Origin of the sequence: Streptosporangium subroseum, assembly GCF_900188345.1 — a bacterium.
GTDB classification, from domain to species: Bacteria; Actinomycetota; Actinomycetes; order Streptosporangiales; family Streptosporangiaceae; genus Streptosporangium; species Streptosporangium subroseum.
In genome coordinates this window covers 63,723-80,397 of sequence record NZ_FZOD01000030.1, presented here as the reverse complement: position 1 = coordinate 80,397, position 16,675 = coordinate 63,723, and the positions used below count along the sequence as shown (strand labels likewise).

Annotated in this window: 10 protein-coding genes; 8 read left to right on the top strand and 2 right to left on the bottom strand. The window is 68.0% G+C overall.

Going from position 1 to position 16,675, the window contains the following annotated elements:
* Positions 1-506 precede the first annotated feature (506 nt).
* From CHC08_RS26720 to CHC08_RS26700, 5 genes are all read left to right on the top strand, one after another.
* Positions 507-2,570 carry a TRAP transporter permease gene (locus CHC08_RS26720; RefSeq protein WP_218825500.1) on the top strand — a complete coding sequence of 688 codons (2,064 nt, stop codon included), beginning with the start codon at positions 507-509 and terminating at the stop codon, positions 2,568-2,570.
* Positions 2,570-3,544, top strand: coding sequence for a TAXI family TRAP transporter solute-binding subunit (locus CHC08_RS26715; protein WP_089210118.1), 975 nt, complete (start codon positions 2,570-2,572; stop codon positions 3,542-3,544). The genes CHC08_RS26720 and CHC08_RS26715 overlap by 1 nt, the downstream gene beginning before the upstream one ends.
* 206 nt (positions 3,545-3,750) lie before the next feature.
* The gene (locus CHC08_RS26710) at positions 3,751-5,475 is read left to right on the top strand and encodes an MFS transporter (RefSeq protein ID WP_245878594.1); all 1,725 of its coding nucleotides are present in this window, start codon (positions 3,751-3,753) and stop codon (positions 5,473-5,475) included.
* On the top strand, positions 5,472-5,903 hold the full coding sequence (locus CHC08_RS26705; protein ID WP_089210117.1) for a MarR family winged helix-turn-helix transcriptional regulator: 432 nt from the start codon (positions 5,472-5,474) through the stop codon (positions 5,901-5,903). Before CHC08_RS26710 ends, CHC08_RS26705 begins: the two co-directional genes overlap by 4 nt.
* Positions 5,904-6,025: 122 nt before the next feature.
* Positions 6,026-9,163: an AfsR/SARP family transcriptional regulator gene (locus tag CHC08_RS26700; RefSeq protein ID WP_245878593.1), complete on the top strand. Its 3,138-nt coding sequence runs from the start codon at positions 6,026-6,028 to the stop codon at positions 9,161-9,163.
* 16 nt (positions 9,164-9,179) lie between these two features.
* Here the strand turns inward: CHC08_RS26700 and CHC08_RS26695 are convergent, their stop codons facing one another.
* Both CHC08_RS26695 and CHC08_RS26690 read right to left on the bottom strand, forming a co-directional pair.
* Positions 9,180-10,010, bottom strand: coding sequence for an ABC transporter permease (locus CHC08_RS26695; RefSeq protein ID WP_089210115.1), 831 nt, complete (start codon positions 10,008-10,010; stop codon positions 9,180-9,182).
* Entirely contained in the window at positions 10,007-10,996 is a 990-nt protein-coding gene (locus CHC08_RS26690; protein ID WP_089210114.1) for an ATP-binding cassette domain-containing protein, read from the bottom strand. The genes CHC08_RS26695 and CHC08_RS26690 overlap by 4 nt, the downstream gene beginning before the upstream one ends.
* A gap of 594 nt (positions 10,997-11,590) precedes the next feature.
* Between CHC08_RS26690 and CHC08_RS26685 the strand changes: the two genes are divergently transcribed.
* From CHC08_RS26685 to CHC08_RS50815, 3 genes are all read left to right on the top strand, one after another.
* Positions 11,591-12,610, top strand: a complete 1,020-nt coding sequence (locus CHC08_RS26685; RefSeq protein WP_179282228.1) for an endonuclease domain-containing protein — start codon at positions 11,591-11,593, stop codon at positions 12,608-12,610.
* Between the two features lie 3 nt (positions 12,611-12,613).
* Positions 12,614-13,336, top strand: a complete 723-nt coding sequence (locus tag CHC08_RS26680) for a hypothetical protein (protein WP_089210112.1) — start codon at positions 12,614-12,616, stop codon at positions 13,334-13,336.
* A 1,319-nt stretch (positions 13,337-14,655) separates the two neighbouring features.
* Entirely contained in the window at positions 14,656-16,650 is a 1,995-nt protein-coding gene (locus CHC08_RS50815) for an ATP-binding protein (RefSeq protein ID WP_218825499.1), read from the top strand.
* Positions 16,651-16,675: the final 25 nt, after the last annotated feature.

The window sequence follows — 16,675 nt, the reverse complement described above, 5'->3', positions numbered from 1 at the left end:
TACAGGTACATGGCGCGCAATACCCGATTCCTTGTTTCGATGATTTACGCCCGGGCGGCATTCGAGGACAACCTCACAGCGCGCCACAGGCTAGGTGAAAATCTTCCCCGAGCCAAGGGATAATTTTCGGCTGCCCCTTTATCCGAAGATCCCCTGATTTAAGTTTTATTTCATGAGTGTGACCTCCGAGTCAAGCTCTCCCGGCGCAAGCTCCCGGAACCAGCCGGCACACCCGTCGCCCATGACCTCGACCGTCCGATGGAACTCCGCGTCATTGATCCGTGACATCACGTCATCGTCGGGGTAGACCTCAAAGGGCTCCTCAGCCCCTGCTCACTTCGCTCAGGGACAGAAAAAGCACACAGGGGCACCTTTCCTAAGTGTTCATCAAATACGTTCCAATACCTCCTCACCTGCGCACCGGAGTATCTACGTTTCCCCTAGGGCCGACGCTCCACCCTTGGCGAGGTCGCCCCGGAGTGCGACCACGGAATCGGGAGGCAACAGTGACATCCGCCGCGCAGCGCGTCGGACATCCCACCTCTGACGACGAGGGGGAGGGGACCGTTGGAACGGCGCAGACCCGCAGCACGGAAGAGCTCATCGCCGAGTACGACGCGGAGAGGCCGGCCCGGCGGATCACGGGCCCGCTGGCGCACGTCATCGGTGCTGTCGCGCTCGGAGTATCGCTCTACGCGCTCTACGCGGTCTTCAACCCGATACCGGTGCTGCCCTACCGGATGAGTTTTCTCGCCGCGGTGCTCCCCCTGACGTTCCTGTCCTACCGCCCGGGAACGCGTCTGCCCCGATGGGTGCCGCGTCCGGCCCGCTTCGCGAAGACGGAACGGAGCAAGGACACCCCGGGGATCACCGACTGGATCCTGGCCGGGGCCTCCGTCGTGGTGTGCGCCTATCCGCTTCTGGGCTTCGACGACTTCATCCGGCGCACCTTCGAGCCCTCCACCCTCGACATGGTCATGGGCGCGGGATGCGCGCTGCTGGTGCTGGAAGCCACCCGTCGCACGGTGGGGGCGATTCTGCCCGGGATCTGCCTGCTGTTCGTCGGCTACGCGTACTACGGCGGCTACCTGCCGCTCGACTGGGCCGTCGGGCATCGTGGCTACGACGTCGAGCGCATCCTCGTCCACCTCTACATGGGCACCGAGGGACTGTTCGGCGTGCCTCTCGATGTGGCGGCGACCTACATCGTGCTTTTCGCGATCTACGGCGCGGTACTCGAGTATTCGGGAGCCGGCGCGTTTTTTGTCAACATCTCGTTCGCGGCATTCCGGCGGTCGGCCGCCGCGTCCGGCCGGACCGTCACCCTGGCCGGTTTCCTGCTCGGCACGGTCTCGGGCTCGGGTACGGCCACCACCGTGTCGCTGGGCAGCGTGGCCTGGCCGATCCTGCGACGGGCCGGATACTCACCCGAGAGCGGTGGCGGCATCCTCGCCGCGGCGGGCATCGGTGCGATCCTGTCCCCTCCGACGCTCGGAGCCGCGGCGTTCATCATCGCCGAGTACCTCAAGGTCTCCTACCTGACCCTGCTGCTCTACGCGGCCGTGCCCACCGTGCTGTACTACCTCGGGATCATCCTCGCCATCGAGATCGACTCCCGCCGGCTGGGCACGCGGGACCTCGATCTGGAGATCCCCTCCGCGGGACGACTGCTGGCCAGGTTCGGTTACCACTTCTCCTCGCTGATCGCGATCGTGGTGCTGATGGCGCTGGGAGTGTCGCCGTTCCGCGCGGTCGTCTACGCCACCGTCCTCGCGTTCCTGCTGTCGTTCCTGGACCGCGAGCACCGGCTCGGCCCGCGCCGCGTGGCCCAGGCCCTGTCCGCGGGCACGCTCGGAGTCCTGCCGGTCGCCGCGACCACCGCCGCCGCCGGGATCATCGTCGCGGTGGTGACCCTGACCGGACTCGGCCTGAAGGGCTCACGGATCATCATCGATCTCGCGGGTGGCGACCTGGCCATGACGGCGGTGGTCGCGGCCCTGGCGGTGCTGATCCTCGGGCTCGCCGTGCCGGTGACCGCCTCGTTCATCATCGCGGCGGTCATCATCGGGCCCGCTCTGCAGACCCTGGGGGTCTCGCCGGAAGCGTCCTACATGTTCATCTTCTACTACGCGGTCCTGTCCGAGGTCACGCCGCCGACGGCGCTCGCCGCGGTCGCCGCCTCAGCCATCACCGGTGGAAACACCATCAAAACGATGATGATGACCTGGAAGTACACCCTCCCGGCCTTCCTGGTCCCGTTCGCGTTTGTGCTGGCCCCCGGCGGCCAGGCACTGCTCTGGCAGGCTCCGCTGCCGGAGGTGCTCATGGCTCTGGCCGTCTCGGCCGTGGCCGTGGCCGCGCTGGCGGTGACCACCGGGGGCTGGATGGTCCGCCGAGCGGGCTGGCCGGAGCGGGTCCTGTCGGCGGGCGCCGCGATCGCCCTTCTCCATCTCGAACCCACTGCCGTCGCGATCGGCCTGGCTCTGCTGGCCGTCGCGCTCCTCATCCACCTGGTTCTGCGGCGGCCCGCCGACGGGCAGGTTTCCCATCGAGCGCAGAAAGGAAACTGATGCGATCTGTCACCCGTATCGGTGCCATCGTGGTCAGCCTGGTGCTGGGCCTCACCGCATGTGGCGGCGAACGCCAAAGCCTGGCGGGAGGGGACCGGTACAAAAGCGGCCGGCTGTCCATCGCCACCGGCAACACCACCGGCGTCTACTACCAGCTCGGCGGCGGCTACGCCGATCTGCTCAGCAAGAATCTGCCGGATTACCAGGTAACGGCCGAGGCCACCGGCGCGTCGGTCGAGAACATCCAGCGGGTGGTCCGGGGCGACTCCGACATCGCCTTCACCCTCGCCGACGCGGCCAGCGACGCGGCGACGGGCAAAGGCGCCTTCTCCAGCCCTCAGCCCATCCGGGCCCTGGCCCGCATCTACACGAACTACACCCATGTGATCGCCCGTACGGACGCGAACATCCACTCGGTCGCGGACATGAAGGGCAAGAGGGTCTCCATCGGCTCGCCGAACTCCGGCACGGAGAACATCGCGCTCCGGCTCCTCGAGGCGGCCGGGCTCGACCCCGCGTCCGACATCGAGAAGCAGTCGCTGTCGTTGCCGGAAACCGTTCAGGGCGTCAAGGACGGCACCATCGACGCCCTGTTCTGGTCGGGCGGCCTGCCCACGGGCGGCATCACCGATCTCACCACGACCCTGAAGGAGGAGGTCGTCTTCGTCCCGATCGATGCCCTGCTGCCCAAGCTGCAGGCGAAGTACGGGCCGACCTACCAGGCCTCCACCCTCAAGAAGGAGCTGTACGGCACGGCCGTGGACGCGGGCACCATCATCGTGCCCAACCTGCTGATCGTCTCGGAGAAGATGCCGGCCGAGCTGGCCGGCGAACTGACCAGGATCCTCTTCGAGCGCCAGGCAGACCTGGCCAAGGTGCACCCCGAGGCGAACAACATCTCCCGGGACAGTGCGCCGAAGACCGAGCCGGTGATCCTTCACGACGGAGCCAGGAAGTATTTCGAAGGACCCTGACAGGCCGACGCGCACCGGCGATCGCCGGGCCGTACGGCCCGGCGATTCCGCTGCCCGGTGGCCCTCCCGGAACCCGGCGGACGCACCCGCGATCGGGCCCCGATTTTCGGAGAACCGCACCCCGTCGGACGATAACACCAGGTCAGCACATATACTTAGTTTACGCCAACTAACTATCCAGCCAGATCCCCAGATCTGGAGGGCTGATGCAGACTTCCATGACCACTACTCCCGCCACACCTCCGTCCCGTCCGGGTGGACGCCTGCCCTACAAGTGGTCGGTGCTGTCCAATACCACGCTGGGCATGCTCATGGCCACGGTGAACGCCTCCATCGTGATCATCTCTCTGCCCGCCATCTTCAGCAGCATCCATCTCAACCCGCTGGCCCCGGAGAACGTGAGCTACCTGCTGTGGATGCTCATGGGATACATGCTGGTCACCGCCGTGCTGGTGGTCACCCTGGGCCGGCTGGGCGACCTGTACGGCAGGGTGAGCATCTACAGTGCCGGTTTCGCCGTGTTCACGGGCGCCTCGGTGGCGCTCGCGCTGACGCCGTTCGACAGCCAGGCGGGCGCGCTGTGGCTGATCGGCTGGCGGCTGGTGCAGGGCGTCGGCGGTGCCATGCTGATGGCCAACTCCACGGCGATCATCACCGACGCGTTCCCGGCTCGCCAGCGCGGCACGGCACTGGGCGTCAACCAGGTCGCCGGGCTCGCCGGCACCTTCATCGGGCTGATGGCGGGCGGCCTGCTGTCCGCCTGGCACTGGGAGGCGATCTTCTGGTTCAGCGCGGTGATCGGCCTGGTGGGCACCTGGTGGGCCTACCGCAACCTGCACGAGACCGCGGCGCGACGGCCTGACCTGGGCATCGACTGGTGGGGCAACCTGACCTTCGGCGTCGGGCTGACCGCGCTGCTGGCCGCGATCACGTACGGCATCCAGCCCTACGACGGCCATGTCGAGGGCTGGTCCAACCCGATGGTCATCGCGGGGCTGGCCGGCGGCGCCGTCCTGCTGGTCGTGTTCTGCTTCGTGGAGACGCGCGTGCGGCACCCGATGTTCCATCTCGGCCTCTTCCGGATCCAGGCCTTCTGGGCCGGAAACGCGGCCGCGCTGCTCAACGCGATAGCCCGCGGCGGGCTGCAGTTCATGCTCATCATCTGGCTTCAGGGCATCTGGCTGCCGCTGCACGGCTACAACTTCGAGGACACCCCGCTGTGGGCGGGGATCTACCTGCTCCCGCTCACCCTCGGGTTCCTCATCGCCGGGCCGGTCTCCGGCTACCTGTCCGACCGGTACGGAGCCAAGCTCCTGGCCACCGGCGGCCTGTTCGTCATGGCCATGACCTTCCTCGGCATGCTGGAGATACCGGTCATATTCGGCTATCCGATCTTCGCGCTCCTGCTGCTGTTCAACGGCGTCGGCTCGGGCCTGTTCACGGCGCCGAACACCACGGCGGTGATGAACTCGGTCCCCTCCGACCAGCGCGGCGTGGCCTCCGGCATCCGGGCCACCTTCCAGAACTCCGGCATGGTGCTGTCCATCGGCGTGTTCTTCTCCCTCCTGGTCGCCGGGCTCTCCCACTCGCTGCCGGGCGCCCTGAACAGCGGCCTGAGCGCCCAGGGCGTGCCGGCACACGCGGTGACCGCGGTCTCCTCCGTGCCTCCGGTCGGCCTGATGTTCGCCGCGTTCCTCGGCAGCAACCCGCTCTCCTCGCTGCTGGACTCGGCCGGCGTGCTGCACCAGCTGCCCCCCGCGACCGTGACGACGCTGACCAGCAGGACCTTCCTGCCGCACCTGTTGTCCGTACCGTTCCACGACGGCCTGGTCGTCGTCTTCATCCTCGCCGCCGTCCTGGCCGCCGCGGGAGCGGTGGTCTCGCTGTTCCGCGGCGACCTGTACATCCACGAGGAGATGGCGGAGCGATGAGCGCACAGGTGTCCGACGACGGGCAGCTCGCCGGTCGGCTGAGCCTCGCCGTCGGCCGGCTGCACCGGCGCATCCGGCTCGCCAGCAACGACGTGCCGCCGCTGCAGCTGTCCACGCTGGTCTCGATCGAGAATCACGGTCCGCTGCGCCTGGGCGAGCTGGCCCAGCGTGAGGCCGTCACCGCGCCGACCATGAGCCGCGTCCTCGCGGCGCTCACCCGGCGGGGCCTGCTCGTCCGCACCATCGATGTCAGGGACGCGCGCTCCAGCCGGGTGGCGCTGTCACCCGCCGGGATTCGCCTGCTCGCCGAGGTGCGCTCGCGGCGCACCGCCCTGCTGGACGTCCGGCTGGCCCGGCTCAGCCCGCAGCAGCGCGAGGCGCTGATCGCGGCGCTGCCCGCCCTGGAGGCCCTGGTCGTCGAGACCTGAGGGACGGTCCACCGCCGGCTCCGTACCCGGGCTGGGCGGCGCTGGTGAGCAGGAGATGATTCTGGAAGGCTGCCACCGTGCGAATTGCCCTGCTTGGCCCTGTTAAAGCCTTTTTTGATGACATGACGCCGATCGATATCGGCGGTCCCCGGCTGCGCATGCTGCTGGCCAGACTCGCCCTTGAGGCGGGCCGTGCCGTGTCCGTCGACTCGCTCGTCGACGGTCTGTGGGGTGCGGAGCCGCCGTCGGAGGCGGCCAGCGCGCTGCAGGCGTTGGTGTCACGGCTGCGCAAGGCGCTGCGCGGGGCGGGGACGGTGGACCTCGTGGCGGGGGGCTACCGGCTTTCGGTGCGCGCCGAGGACGTGGACGTGCACCGGTTCGAGGATCTGGCCGGGCAGGGAAGGCGTGAGCTGGCGGCGGGCAGGCCCGAGGAGGCGGCGGCGGTGCTCGGTACGGCGCTCGGGCTGTGGCGGGGCGCGGTGATGGCGGATGTGCTGGAGGCTCCGTTCGCCCGCGTCTCCGCCGCGAGGTTGGACGACCTGCGGGCCGCGGCCGCCGAGGACCGCTTCGACGCGGAACTGCTGCTGGGCCGGCACGCCGAGGTGCTTTCCGATCTTGGAGTGGCGGGCGCGGAACACCCGCTGAGCGAGCGGCTGGCCGCGCTGCGGATGCGCGCCCTGTCGGCCGCGGGACGCCAGTCCGACGCGCTGGCGGTGTACGAGGAGATGCGGGGCAGGCTGAGCGAGGAGCTCGGCGTCGATCCCTCGGCCGAACTGCAGGAGGTCCATCTCGCCCTGCTCCGCGGCGAGATGGACCGGCCCTCGGCGCGGCCCGAGCCCGCACCGAACCGGCTCCCGGCGCGGCTGACCAGTTTTGTCGGGCGGGACGGCGAGCTGGACCGGCTCGCCGGGCTGATGGCCTCCTCCCGGCTGGTCACCATCGTCGGCCCCGGTGGCGCGGGCAAGACCAGGCTGTCCCTGGAGGCGGCGGCCCGGCATCGGGCGTACCAGCGCGGCCGGGTGTGGTTCGTGCCGCTGGCCGGGGTGGGCACCCCGGATCAGCTGGCCGACGCGGTGCTCGGTGCGCTCGGCTCCCGGGACATCCGCCTTTCCGACGGAGGGCAGCTGCAGAAGGCCACGCCGGTCGACCGGGTGGCAGGGGTGCTCGACGTCGGCGAGACGGTGCTGATGCTGGACAACTGCGAGCATCTCGTCGGGGCGGCCGCGGAGTTCGCGGATCGGCTGCTCGACCGGCTGCCGCATCTGAGGATCCTCGCCACCAGCAGGGAACCGCTGGCGATCACCGGGGAGGCGCTGTGCCATCTGGGCCCCCTCGACGTGCCCGTGGGATCACCGGATCTCGCCGAGGCGTCGGAGGCGGCCGCGGTGCGGCTGTTCGTCGACCGGGCCGCCGGTGTCCGGCCGGGTTTCGCGCTCGACGACTCCACGGTGGACGCCGTGGTGGAGATCTGCCGGCGGCTGGACGGGATGCCGCTGGCGCTGGAGCTGGCCGCGGCCAGGCTGCGCTCGATGAGCGTGGACCAGATCGCGCGGCGGCTCGACGACCGGTTCCGGTTGCTGACCTCGGGGAGCAGAACCGCGCTGCCGCGCCAGCGCACGCTGCTCGCGGTGGTCGAGTGGAGCTGGGACCTGCTGGACGAGCCCGAGCGGGCGCTGGCTCGCAGGCTGTCGGTGTTCCCCGGCGGAGCGACCGTCGCCGCGCTGGAGGGGGTCTGCTCGGACGAGTCGCTGCCGGCCGAGGACGTGCTGTACGTGCTCAACTCCCTGGTCGAGAAGTCCCTCGTGGACACCTCCGGTGGTGACGAACCGCGGTATCGGATGCTGGAGACGGTGCGTGCCTACGCGGCCTCCCAGCTCGTCCGGTCCGGAGACGACGTCTCCGCGCGTTTCGCGGACCACTTCCTCGCTCTGGCCGAGGAGCACGAACCGCTGCTGCGTACCAGGGAGCAACTGCGCGCGATCGCGCTCTTCGACGCCGAATACGACAACCTGGTCTCCGCGTTGCAGGCGGCCATGGACGCCGAAGACGCGCTCACGGCGTCCCGGTTCGTCGGCGCGATGTTCTGGTACTGGGGGATCAGAGGGATGAGCACCCCGTTCGAGACGTTCATGACCGACGTGCTCCGGTTCGGCGACGCGCTGCCCGGCCATATGCGAGCCGCCTTCGGCGTGGTGCGGCTGATGGCGGGCAACCTGATCTCCGACGCCGTACCGGTGCGTTCGCTGATCGAGGACTGCGAACCGGCCGGCGCACTGGACTTCCATCCGGCGCTGTCGCTGTGGATTCCGCTGCTGGCGTTCTCCACGGGAAACTCCGACCTCGGCGAACGCCACCTCCGGCGGTCGTTGAACGCGCCGGATCCCTGGGTACGGGCCAGCGCGCACCTGGTGCAGGACTTCGTCCTCACCGAACGCGGCGACCTGCGGGCCGGCGCCCACTCACGGCGGGAGGCGTTGCGCGGCTTCGAGGCGCTGGGCGACCGCTGGGGGCTGGGGATGGCCCTGATCCCCATCGGCCGGGATCATTCCCTGCGGGGCGAGTACGGCCAGGCCATCGCCGCCTTCGAACGGGGAGTCGCGATCAGTTTCGAGCTCGGCGCGGAGGACGACCTCTTCCACAGCAGGGCCAGGCTCGCCACGGAGCGGATGCGCAGCGGCGACCTGGACGGCGCCCTGCGGGACATCCACGCCGCGCGGCGCCAGGCCAGGGAGCAAGGCCACCGGCGTCTGGAGGCCGCGATCCTGTTCAGCCTCGCCGACCTGCACCGCCGCTCGGGTGACCTGGAGCAGGCCGACCAGACCCTCGATCGGCTGGAACCGCTCGTCGGCCGGTTGCCCTTCCCCGAGGAGATGGCCAGGGACCTGATCGCGGCCACCAGGATGGAGAACCGGCTCGCGGAGGGAGCGGCCGCGCAGGCCCGCGAGCTGCTGCCCAGGGTCGTCAGCGGCTATTTCGCCCGGGGCGAGGCCGGCGGTCTCACCTGGGCCGCGGAGCTGCTGGCCAGGCTGCTCGCGCTGGAGGCCGACCCGGGCGGCGCGGCCACCGCGCTGGGGATGAGCCAGGTGATCCGCGGTGTGTTCGACGAGGGCTCCCCCGAGCTGCGTGATCTGGTCGCCGAGCTCATCGAGCGGCTCGGCGAGGCCTCCTACCACGAGGCGTATCGCCGGGGCAGCGAGCTGCCGAGGCAGGACGCGCTGAACCGGCTGGCCGAGGAATCCGGCCAGCCGGTGGCGCCGTGAGCGGCGGGGGCGGGGATCAGGCCGCGTTCCTGCGGTAGGCCCGCATGGCCAGCGGGAAGAACACCACGACCACTCCGGCCATCCAGACGAGGCTGCCGAACAGCGGCCCGGCGACCTCGCCGCCGTTCAGCAGGCCGCGCAGGGCGTCCGACATCAGGCTGACGGGGTTGATGTCCGACCAGACCCGCAGCCAGCCCGGCATCGTCTGGGACGGGACGAACACGTTGCTGGCGAAGGTGAGCGGGATGACCAGGACCGTCATCAGGCCCTGCACCGACCCGGGCGTCTTCATCAGCATGCCGACGTACACGGAGATCCAGCTGAAGCTCATCCCGAACGCGATCAACAGCGCGATCGCGGCCAGCGCGGCGGCCGGATTGGTCTGCACCCGGTAGCCCATGACCGTCGCGAGCGTCAGCAGCACGGCGAGGCAGACGACGTAGCGGACGAGATCGGCGAGCACGGCGCCGACCAGCGGCGCGGACCGGGCGATCGGCATGCTGCGGAACCGGTCGAAGACGCCCGTGCTCGCATCGGCGTTCAGGGAGACGCCGATGCCGATGCTGGCCTGGAAGACGGTCATCACCATGATCCCCGGTGTGATCGTCTGCAGGTAGCCGGCGACGTCGCCACCGGCGATGGCACCGCCGAAGAGGTAGACGAACATCAGCAGGAACACGATCGGCGTCAGGATGACATCGATGAGCTGCGCGGGAGACTTGCCGATCTTGACGATGCCCCGCCCGGCCAGGGCCAGCCCGTGCCGGACGGCCTTGGCCGGGCCGATGCGGAGCGGGGACGGCTGCGTGCCGGAGATGACGGCGGGGGCGATGGTGGTGGTGGTCATGCCACGTTCCTCTCAGCGATGGGGTTCTGCTGGGTGTTCCGCTTGGACTCTTCGGCGGGCCGTCCGGTCAGCGCCAGGAAGACCTCATCCAGACTGGGCAGGCGCAGGCCCAGCTCGTCGACGGCGACACCGGCCCCGTCCAGCCTTCTGACCAGCGCGGACACCAGCATCGGGTCGGCGACCGGCACGGTGAGCAGGCCGGTGTTCAGGTCACGGGCCGGGGCGGCGCCGGTCAGTTCGGCCAGGATCCGGCCCACCTCGTCCAGATCGGAGGCCAGGGTCGGGCGTACCTGCAGCGTCTGTCCGCCGACCCGCCGCTTCAGCTCTCCCGGCTTGCCCTCCGCGACCACCCGGCCGTGGTCGAACACGGTGATCCGGTCGGCCAGCTGGTCGGCCTCCTCCAGGTACTGCGTGGTGAGCAGCACGGTGGTGCCGTCGGCGACCAGCCGCCGGACCACCTCCCAGACCTCGTTGCGGGCATGGGGGTCGAGCCCGGTGGTCGGCTCGTCCAGATACAGCACCTGCGGCCTGCCGACCAGGCTCGCCGCCAGGTCCAGCCTGCGGCGCATGCCTCCCGAGAAGGTGCTGATCGGCCGGTCGGCGGCGTCGACGAGCTCGAACCGCTCCAGCAACTCCACGGCCCGCGCCTTGGCGTTCCGCTTCGACATGTCGAGGAGGCGGCCCAGCAGCACCAGGTTCTCCCTGCCGGACAGGCTCTCGTCCACCGAGGCGTACTGTCCGGTGAGCCCGATCAGACCGCGGACCCGCACCGGGTCCTTCATCACGTCGTAGCCACCGACCGTGGCGCGGCCCCCGTCGGGGCGCATCAGCGTGGCCAGGATCCGCACGGTGGTGGTCTTGCCGGCCCCGTTCGGGCCGAGCACGCCGATCACCTTGCCGACCGGCACCTCCAGGTCGACTCCGTCCAGCGCGACCATGTTCCCGTACCGTTTGACCAAGCCCTCGGCCTGGATCGCATACGACATCGTTTTCTCCTCTTCGGAACCTCGCCGTTCTCGATGAACATGACGATGCCCGCCGCCGCTTACAGCGGGCAGACCGCGCGCTGACAGGAGACGGCGGCGGCTGTCAGACCGGATCGGCGACGACCGCCGGAGCGCGGCGCCGGCCGCATGCGAGATCCCTCTGACCAGCGTCGATTTCCGACACGAGGCACATACCGGGGCCTGTCAGCGACGGCGAAACGCGCGGTGCCGCGACGTTGAGATCCCGGCCGCGCCCCGGGACGGAAACACCATTGGCCTCTCCTTCATCTCATAAGTCGAACGAATTTCGCATTCTCCGCCAAACCACCTGCATTCTTCTGTCACTGCCGTATAACCTCGGCAAAGTCGGCACATGAGGAAATCAGGGGAAGCCACGTGACGCGGTCGTGGGCAGAACTGCCGAGAGGCCGCGTCGTGTGTCTTCACGGCACCAATGCGGACACCATCGCACTGTCACTGGACCCTCTCCCCGATGACGCTCCCGCGGTTGTCACCTACTTCGCGGATGACACACGATCCGTGGCGGAAATGGTGACCTCGGTACTGTGCGAGCTTGAAAAGGCTGCTATTAGCTTGTTTCCGGCATGGCTGCCGGGCGCGGAAGGCATCGACGGGCCCGGAGGCGCGGGCAGGAGTGCCGTACGCGCACTCGCCCTGCGAACGGCGTCCGTGACCGGCCATTTCGGCCCCTTCCTCGCCGACCTGGCCGAGCGGTCCCTTCACGGCGTCGACCTGGCCGAGCCGTCCCTCCGCAACGCCGGCCCGGCCGGGTCATCTCCTGGCCGCGCCGAGCCGGAAGGGTTGCCCTTTCGCGGCGCCGAGCCGTCCTCGCGTGGCGTCGATCCGGCCAGGTCGCCCCTCCACGGCTCCTCGCCGCCGTCGGCGAGGAGGACACGTCGATCCGCCAGGTTCACTCCCGAGGTGCGCGTCGTCGGCCTCGCCCGCGTGCTCGCCGCCAGTTTTGGTCGTTCTCAGGCGTCGATCCTCGTGCACGTGCCGACGGGTCTCTCCGCGACCGCGGAGGAGGTCCTCGTCGCGGGGTGCGAGTGGCTCGCCCACCGAGGCGAGCTCGGAGTCTGGCTCACCGGTGCCCCGCTGGTCACCGTCGACCGGGTCGAAACGATGACGGTCCGCCTTCCCCCGGCGGTGGTGAGCCTCGCCCGCGACCTTCCGGAGCCGGCAGTACGGAGGCCGCCCGCCGCTCGGGTCGCCCGCACCGTCACCTACCCCGCCGTCATCGGGATCCCTCATCCGGCGAGCATCGCCGAGCAGGCGCTGGAGACCGCTCTGATCTCGCGGGACTGGGCGACGGGCCGGGCATGGAACCAGACCTACCAGTCGAATCCGCTCACCAACCCCGTACGGCTGGACCTGCTGTGGCGCGATGAGCGATGCGTCGTCGAGGTCGACGGTCCCGAGCATGGCGCCCCCCTCAAATACGCGGCGGACCGGCAACGGGACGTCCAACTCCAACTGGACGGCTACGCCGTACTGCGCTTCACCAATGTCCAGGTTATGACCGACACGGCAGCAGTGATCAACCAGATAAAGCGGTTCCTCCAGAACCGCCGCCTTGAAGCCTTGGAAGGGTAATTCATGTCCGATAAAAAGTTGTCGGTCCCCGAGCTTTCCGCCCTTGTGGTGTTGATGGTGGAGGCCGACGAGGTTTCCAATCCCGAGCTCAAGGAACGCTACGGTCTGACGCTCACGGGGAACGAGCGCATCCATCTGAACGACCTGAAGCTGGTCGACAGCCGGAAAGTAAAGCGCGGCGCGTACGCGCACGTACTGACCGACTTGGGATGGGCGCGTATGACCGAGGAACTTCACGCGGGAACGGTCCCGGTGCTCCCGGGATCGGCAGGGGCCATGGCCCGCGCCCTGCTGATCGGCCTTCAAAGATTCATGAAGCGGACCGATCACAGGCTCGCCGACATCTTCCAACCGCACGATGACTCGGTTGTCACAGCCTCGCCCGCGTCAGCCGTGGAGCTGGAGATGACGTCGAAGCCTGAGGTAGAGCTGGAGCTTGATGTGATGCCAGAGCCGGCGTCGGATCTGGATGTCGAGTCACGCATCCGCACCGCCTATATCGAATTGGCCCGCAAGCCCGGCACCTGGGTGAGTCTCACGGAACTCCGTCCGCTTTTGGGTGATGCCACGCGAGAGAAGGTCGATGACGTGCTCACACAGATGAACGACATGCAGGACGTGAACATCGTTCCCGAGTCGAATCAGAAAAAACTTACCCAGCAGGACCGGGACGCGGCGGTGACTATCGGGGATCAGGAGAAGCACCTTCTCTGGATCGGAGTGTGATGACGAGTCCCGAGCGGAGCGCCCTCTTCGCGCTCAGATTCAACTACGCCCAGGTGCCTGACGACGTATGGCGCTCCCCGCAGTTTCACGTGGAGGGCCTGCACCGGCATAGCACGCACGTTCTCCTGAGCAGTTTGGCCGAGGCTAAGGACAGCGCCGACGCGAGCCCGATCGGGGTGGTCCTTCAGGGGCAACGGGGTGCGGGCAAGACGCATCTGCTTGGCTGGGTTCGCGAGAAGGTGCAGCAAGATGACGGCTACTTTTTTCTGGTCAGCCTGCTGGATGCCAAGGGCTTCTGGGAAAGCACCGTGGTGTCCATGCTCGATAGTCTGTCTCGCAAGCGGAGCGACGGAAAAAGCCAACTTACGATCTTCCTGGAGCGACTGTCGTCTCTGGTCGACGTATCGCGAATGGTACGGCGTACAGTGGTCGGAAACTCGGCGCTGTCGAAGACGAATCTCGACACCTTCATCGATGCGTTACGCCGGTTCAGCAAGCCAGAGTCAGTCGGCCAGGACACCGCCAGAGCCCTCGTACTGCTGGCATCCGATGACTTGAGAGCGCAAGACATCGGGGAATCCTTCTTGTCCTCTGCCCCCGAAGAAGGGCCGGGTGAGCGCGCACAGTGGGGGATACGACAGGTTCAGAGGACGCCTCAGGAGATTGTCAGAGACCTATCGCGCCTTCTCGCCCTCACCGGCCCGTCCATCATCGCGGTCGACCAGATCGACATGCTCATCGCGCAATCCTCGATGTCTACTGCTGGTGACGCCGCTCCAGACTGGCGTGAGATGATCATGATCGAACAGGTCGCGGGTGGCTTGATGTCGCTACGGGAGGTCACTCGCCGGACATTGACGGTCGTCTCTTGCATTCCCCCGACCTGGATTCTCATCGAGAAATTCGCAACCGACACCGTCCGCGACCGGTTCCGACAAGCGGTTCAGCTCAAAACGATTCCTGATGCCGAGACCGGCCGTGCCCTAATCGAGAAACGGTTCGAGGCTCGGTTCCGTGAGATTGGCTTCGAGCCGCCCTACCCGACGTGGCCGGTGAAAACATCCGCGTTCGACCGCGTCTCCGGTTTCACGCCACGGCAACTACTGATCAAAATTGACGAGCACATCCAGTCGTGCCTGCTCAACGACGAGATCAAAGAGCTGGAACATCTCACTAGTCGCGTCGTGGTGAAGCCGAGGCCCGTCCCGATACTGCATCCGTCTCCGCAGAATCTCATCGCTCTTGACGCCCGGTTCGCGGAGCTGAGAGACACGGCGAACGTGACGGCGGCTCTCTCCCCTAGCACCGAGGATGCGGCAATGCCGGCTCTGTTGTCTGCAGGGCTCACCGTATGGATCGCCGAGCAGGGCGAAGCCGGACAGGTGTTCAACCAGGATCCTCCGCCGAGTTCGAAACCTCCCCTGCATGCGCGCCTGCGGCGCAGCCTGGACGAGACCACCGAGGACGAGGCGCACTGGGGCTTTCGCGCGATCGCTTCAGAAAACGCCACCGCCGCGCTGAACCGTCTGCGTAAAGCCTCGATGGCGGCGGGCCTGGACGCCGAGATCCCGAAGCGCCGGTTGTTCCTGCTGCGGAACGCGAGTTGGGGCAGGGGACCTCGCACCCTTGAGGCCGTCGCGGCGTTCGAGCAGGCGGGCGGAAGGATCCTCCGCGTGGACCCTGAGGATCTCAGGATCCTCTCCGCCCTCCGGGATCTGCTCCATGAGAAGCCTCCGCACCTGCAGGCATGGCTGACCACGCGGAGACCGACCGGTGACGTCAAACTGCTCGGCGAGGCACTGGGTGATGTCTGGACCGTTCCCGACGAGCAGCACGGTCACAGCGTTTCTCGCCGATACGACCAACCCACCCTTGACGAACAGTCCAGCCCCACCACTCCCGGTGGACAACCCGACCGGCCCACTCCCGGCGAGAGGTCCGGCTACACCACTCCCGGAATGCGTCCTGACGCGGTCGTGCTTCCGGCACACGTCTCCCCCGGCGGTCGTCCTGTCCAGGCCACGCTCGCGACACAGCCCCCTTCGACGGTGACGACCACGAGCTTCACCACGAGCCCCGTGCCGTACATCGCGCTCGGCAAGGCGATCGACAACGACGCATCTGTCAGCGTCGAGCTGGAGTCGCTCAGGAAGCACACCGCGATCTTCGCCGGGTCCGGGTCGGGGAAGACCGTGCTCATCCGCAACCTGATCGAGAAGTGCGCGCTCCAGGGCGTCTCCGCCATCGTGCTCGATCCCAACAACGACCTGGCGCGGCTGGGAGATCCTTGGCCGGAGGCTCCGGAGCACTGGGCTGCGGGTGACGAGGCTCGGGCCGCCGATTACCTGGCGAACACCGACGTCGTGGTCTGGACCCCGGGACGTAGTCTGGGACGCCCGCTCAGCTTCCAGCCCCTGCCCGACTTCGCGAGCGTCCTCGACGACGCCGACGAGTTCAACGAGGCGATCGAGGTCGCCGTCGCGTCCATCGTGCCGAGGGCCAAGCTCAACGCGAACACCCACAAGGCTCAGCTGGGGCAGGCGGTGCTGAGGGAGACGCTCAAGTACTACGCACGGCAGGGTCGTCCGACGAGTCTCGAAGGTCTCATCGACATGCTGTCGGAACTGCCCGACGGGGTGAGCGGCCTCGCCAACGCGGACAGGCTCGCCGCCGACCTGGGCCAGATCCTGGCCGCGGCCATGGTCAACGATCCGATGTTCGGCGGCACCGGCGTGCCGGTGGATCCGGGTCTCCTGCTGACCCCGCTGGAGGGTAAGAGAGCACGCGTCTCGGTGATCAATCTCGCCGCCCTGCAGTCGGACGTTCAGCGGCAGAGCTTCGTCAACCAGCTCCAGATGGCGCTGTTCGCCTGGATCAAGAAGCACCCGGCGGGCGATCGGCCGCTGGGCGGACTGTTCGTGATGGACGAGGCGCAGACGTTCGCGCCGTCCGGCGCGCTGACCGCCTGCACAAGAAGCACGCTGGCACTGGCGTCCCAAGCCCGTAAGTACGGGCTCGGTCTCGTGTTCGCGACCCAGGCCCCGAAGGGGCTGCACAACCAAATTCCGGGGAACGCCACGACCCAGTTCTTCGGCCTGTTGAACAGTCCGGCCCAGATCGACGCGGCGAGGGAACTGGCTCGGGGCAAGGGCAGCCACGTCACCGACATCTCGAAGCTGAGGTCCGGCCAGTTCTACACGGCCGTGGAGGGCATGCCGTTCGTGAAGGTGCAGGTACCCATGTGCCTGAGCCACCACCCCAAGGATCCGCTCACCGTAGAGGAAGTCGTCAAAAGGGCGCGAAACTCCCTGTAGTCCGACGCCGACGTCTGATCCATGG

Coding starts and splice junctions, on each gene's coding strand:
- CHC08_RS26700 (WP_245878593.1), top strand. CDS start 6,026: ATGACGCCGATCGATATCGGCGGTCCCCGGCTGCGCATGCTGCTGGCC.
- CHC08_RS26715 (WP_089210118.1), top strand. CDS start 2,570: ATGCGATCTGTCACCCGTATCGGTGCCATCGTGGTCAGCCTGGTGCTG.
- CHC08_RS50815 (WP_218825499.1), top strand. CDS start 14,656: ATGCCGGCTCTGTTGTCTGCAGGGCTCACCGTATGGATCGCCGAGCAG.
- CHC08_RS26710 (WP_245878594.1), top strand. CDS start 3,751: ATGCAGACTTCCATGACCACTACTCCCGCCACACCTCCGTCCCGTCCG.
- CHC08_RS26680 (WP_089210112.1), top strand. CDS start 12,614: ATGTCCGATAAAAAGTTGTCGGTCCCCGAGCTTTCCGCCCTTGTGGTG.
- CHC08_RS26705 (WP_089210117.1), top strand. CDS start 5,472: ATGAGCGCACAGGTGTCCGACGACGGGCAGCTCGCCGGTCGGCTGAGC.
- CHC08_RS26695 (WP_089210115.1), bottom strand. CDS start 10,010: ATGACCACCACCACCATCGCCCCCGCCGTCATCTCCGGCACGCAGCCG.
- CHC08_RS26690 (WP_089210114.1), bottom strand. CDS start 10,996: ATGTCGTATGCGATCCAGGCCGAGGGCTTGGTCAAACGGTACGGGAAC.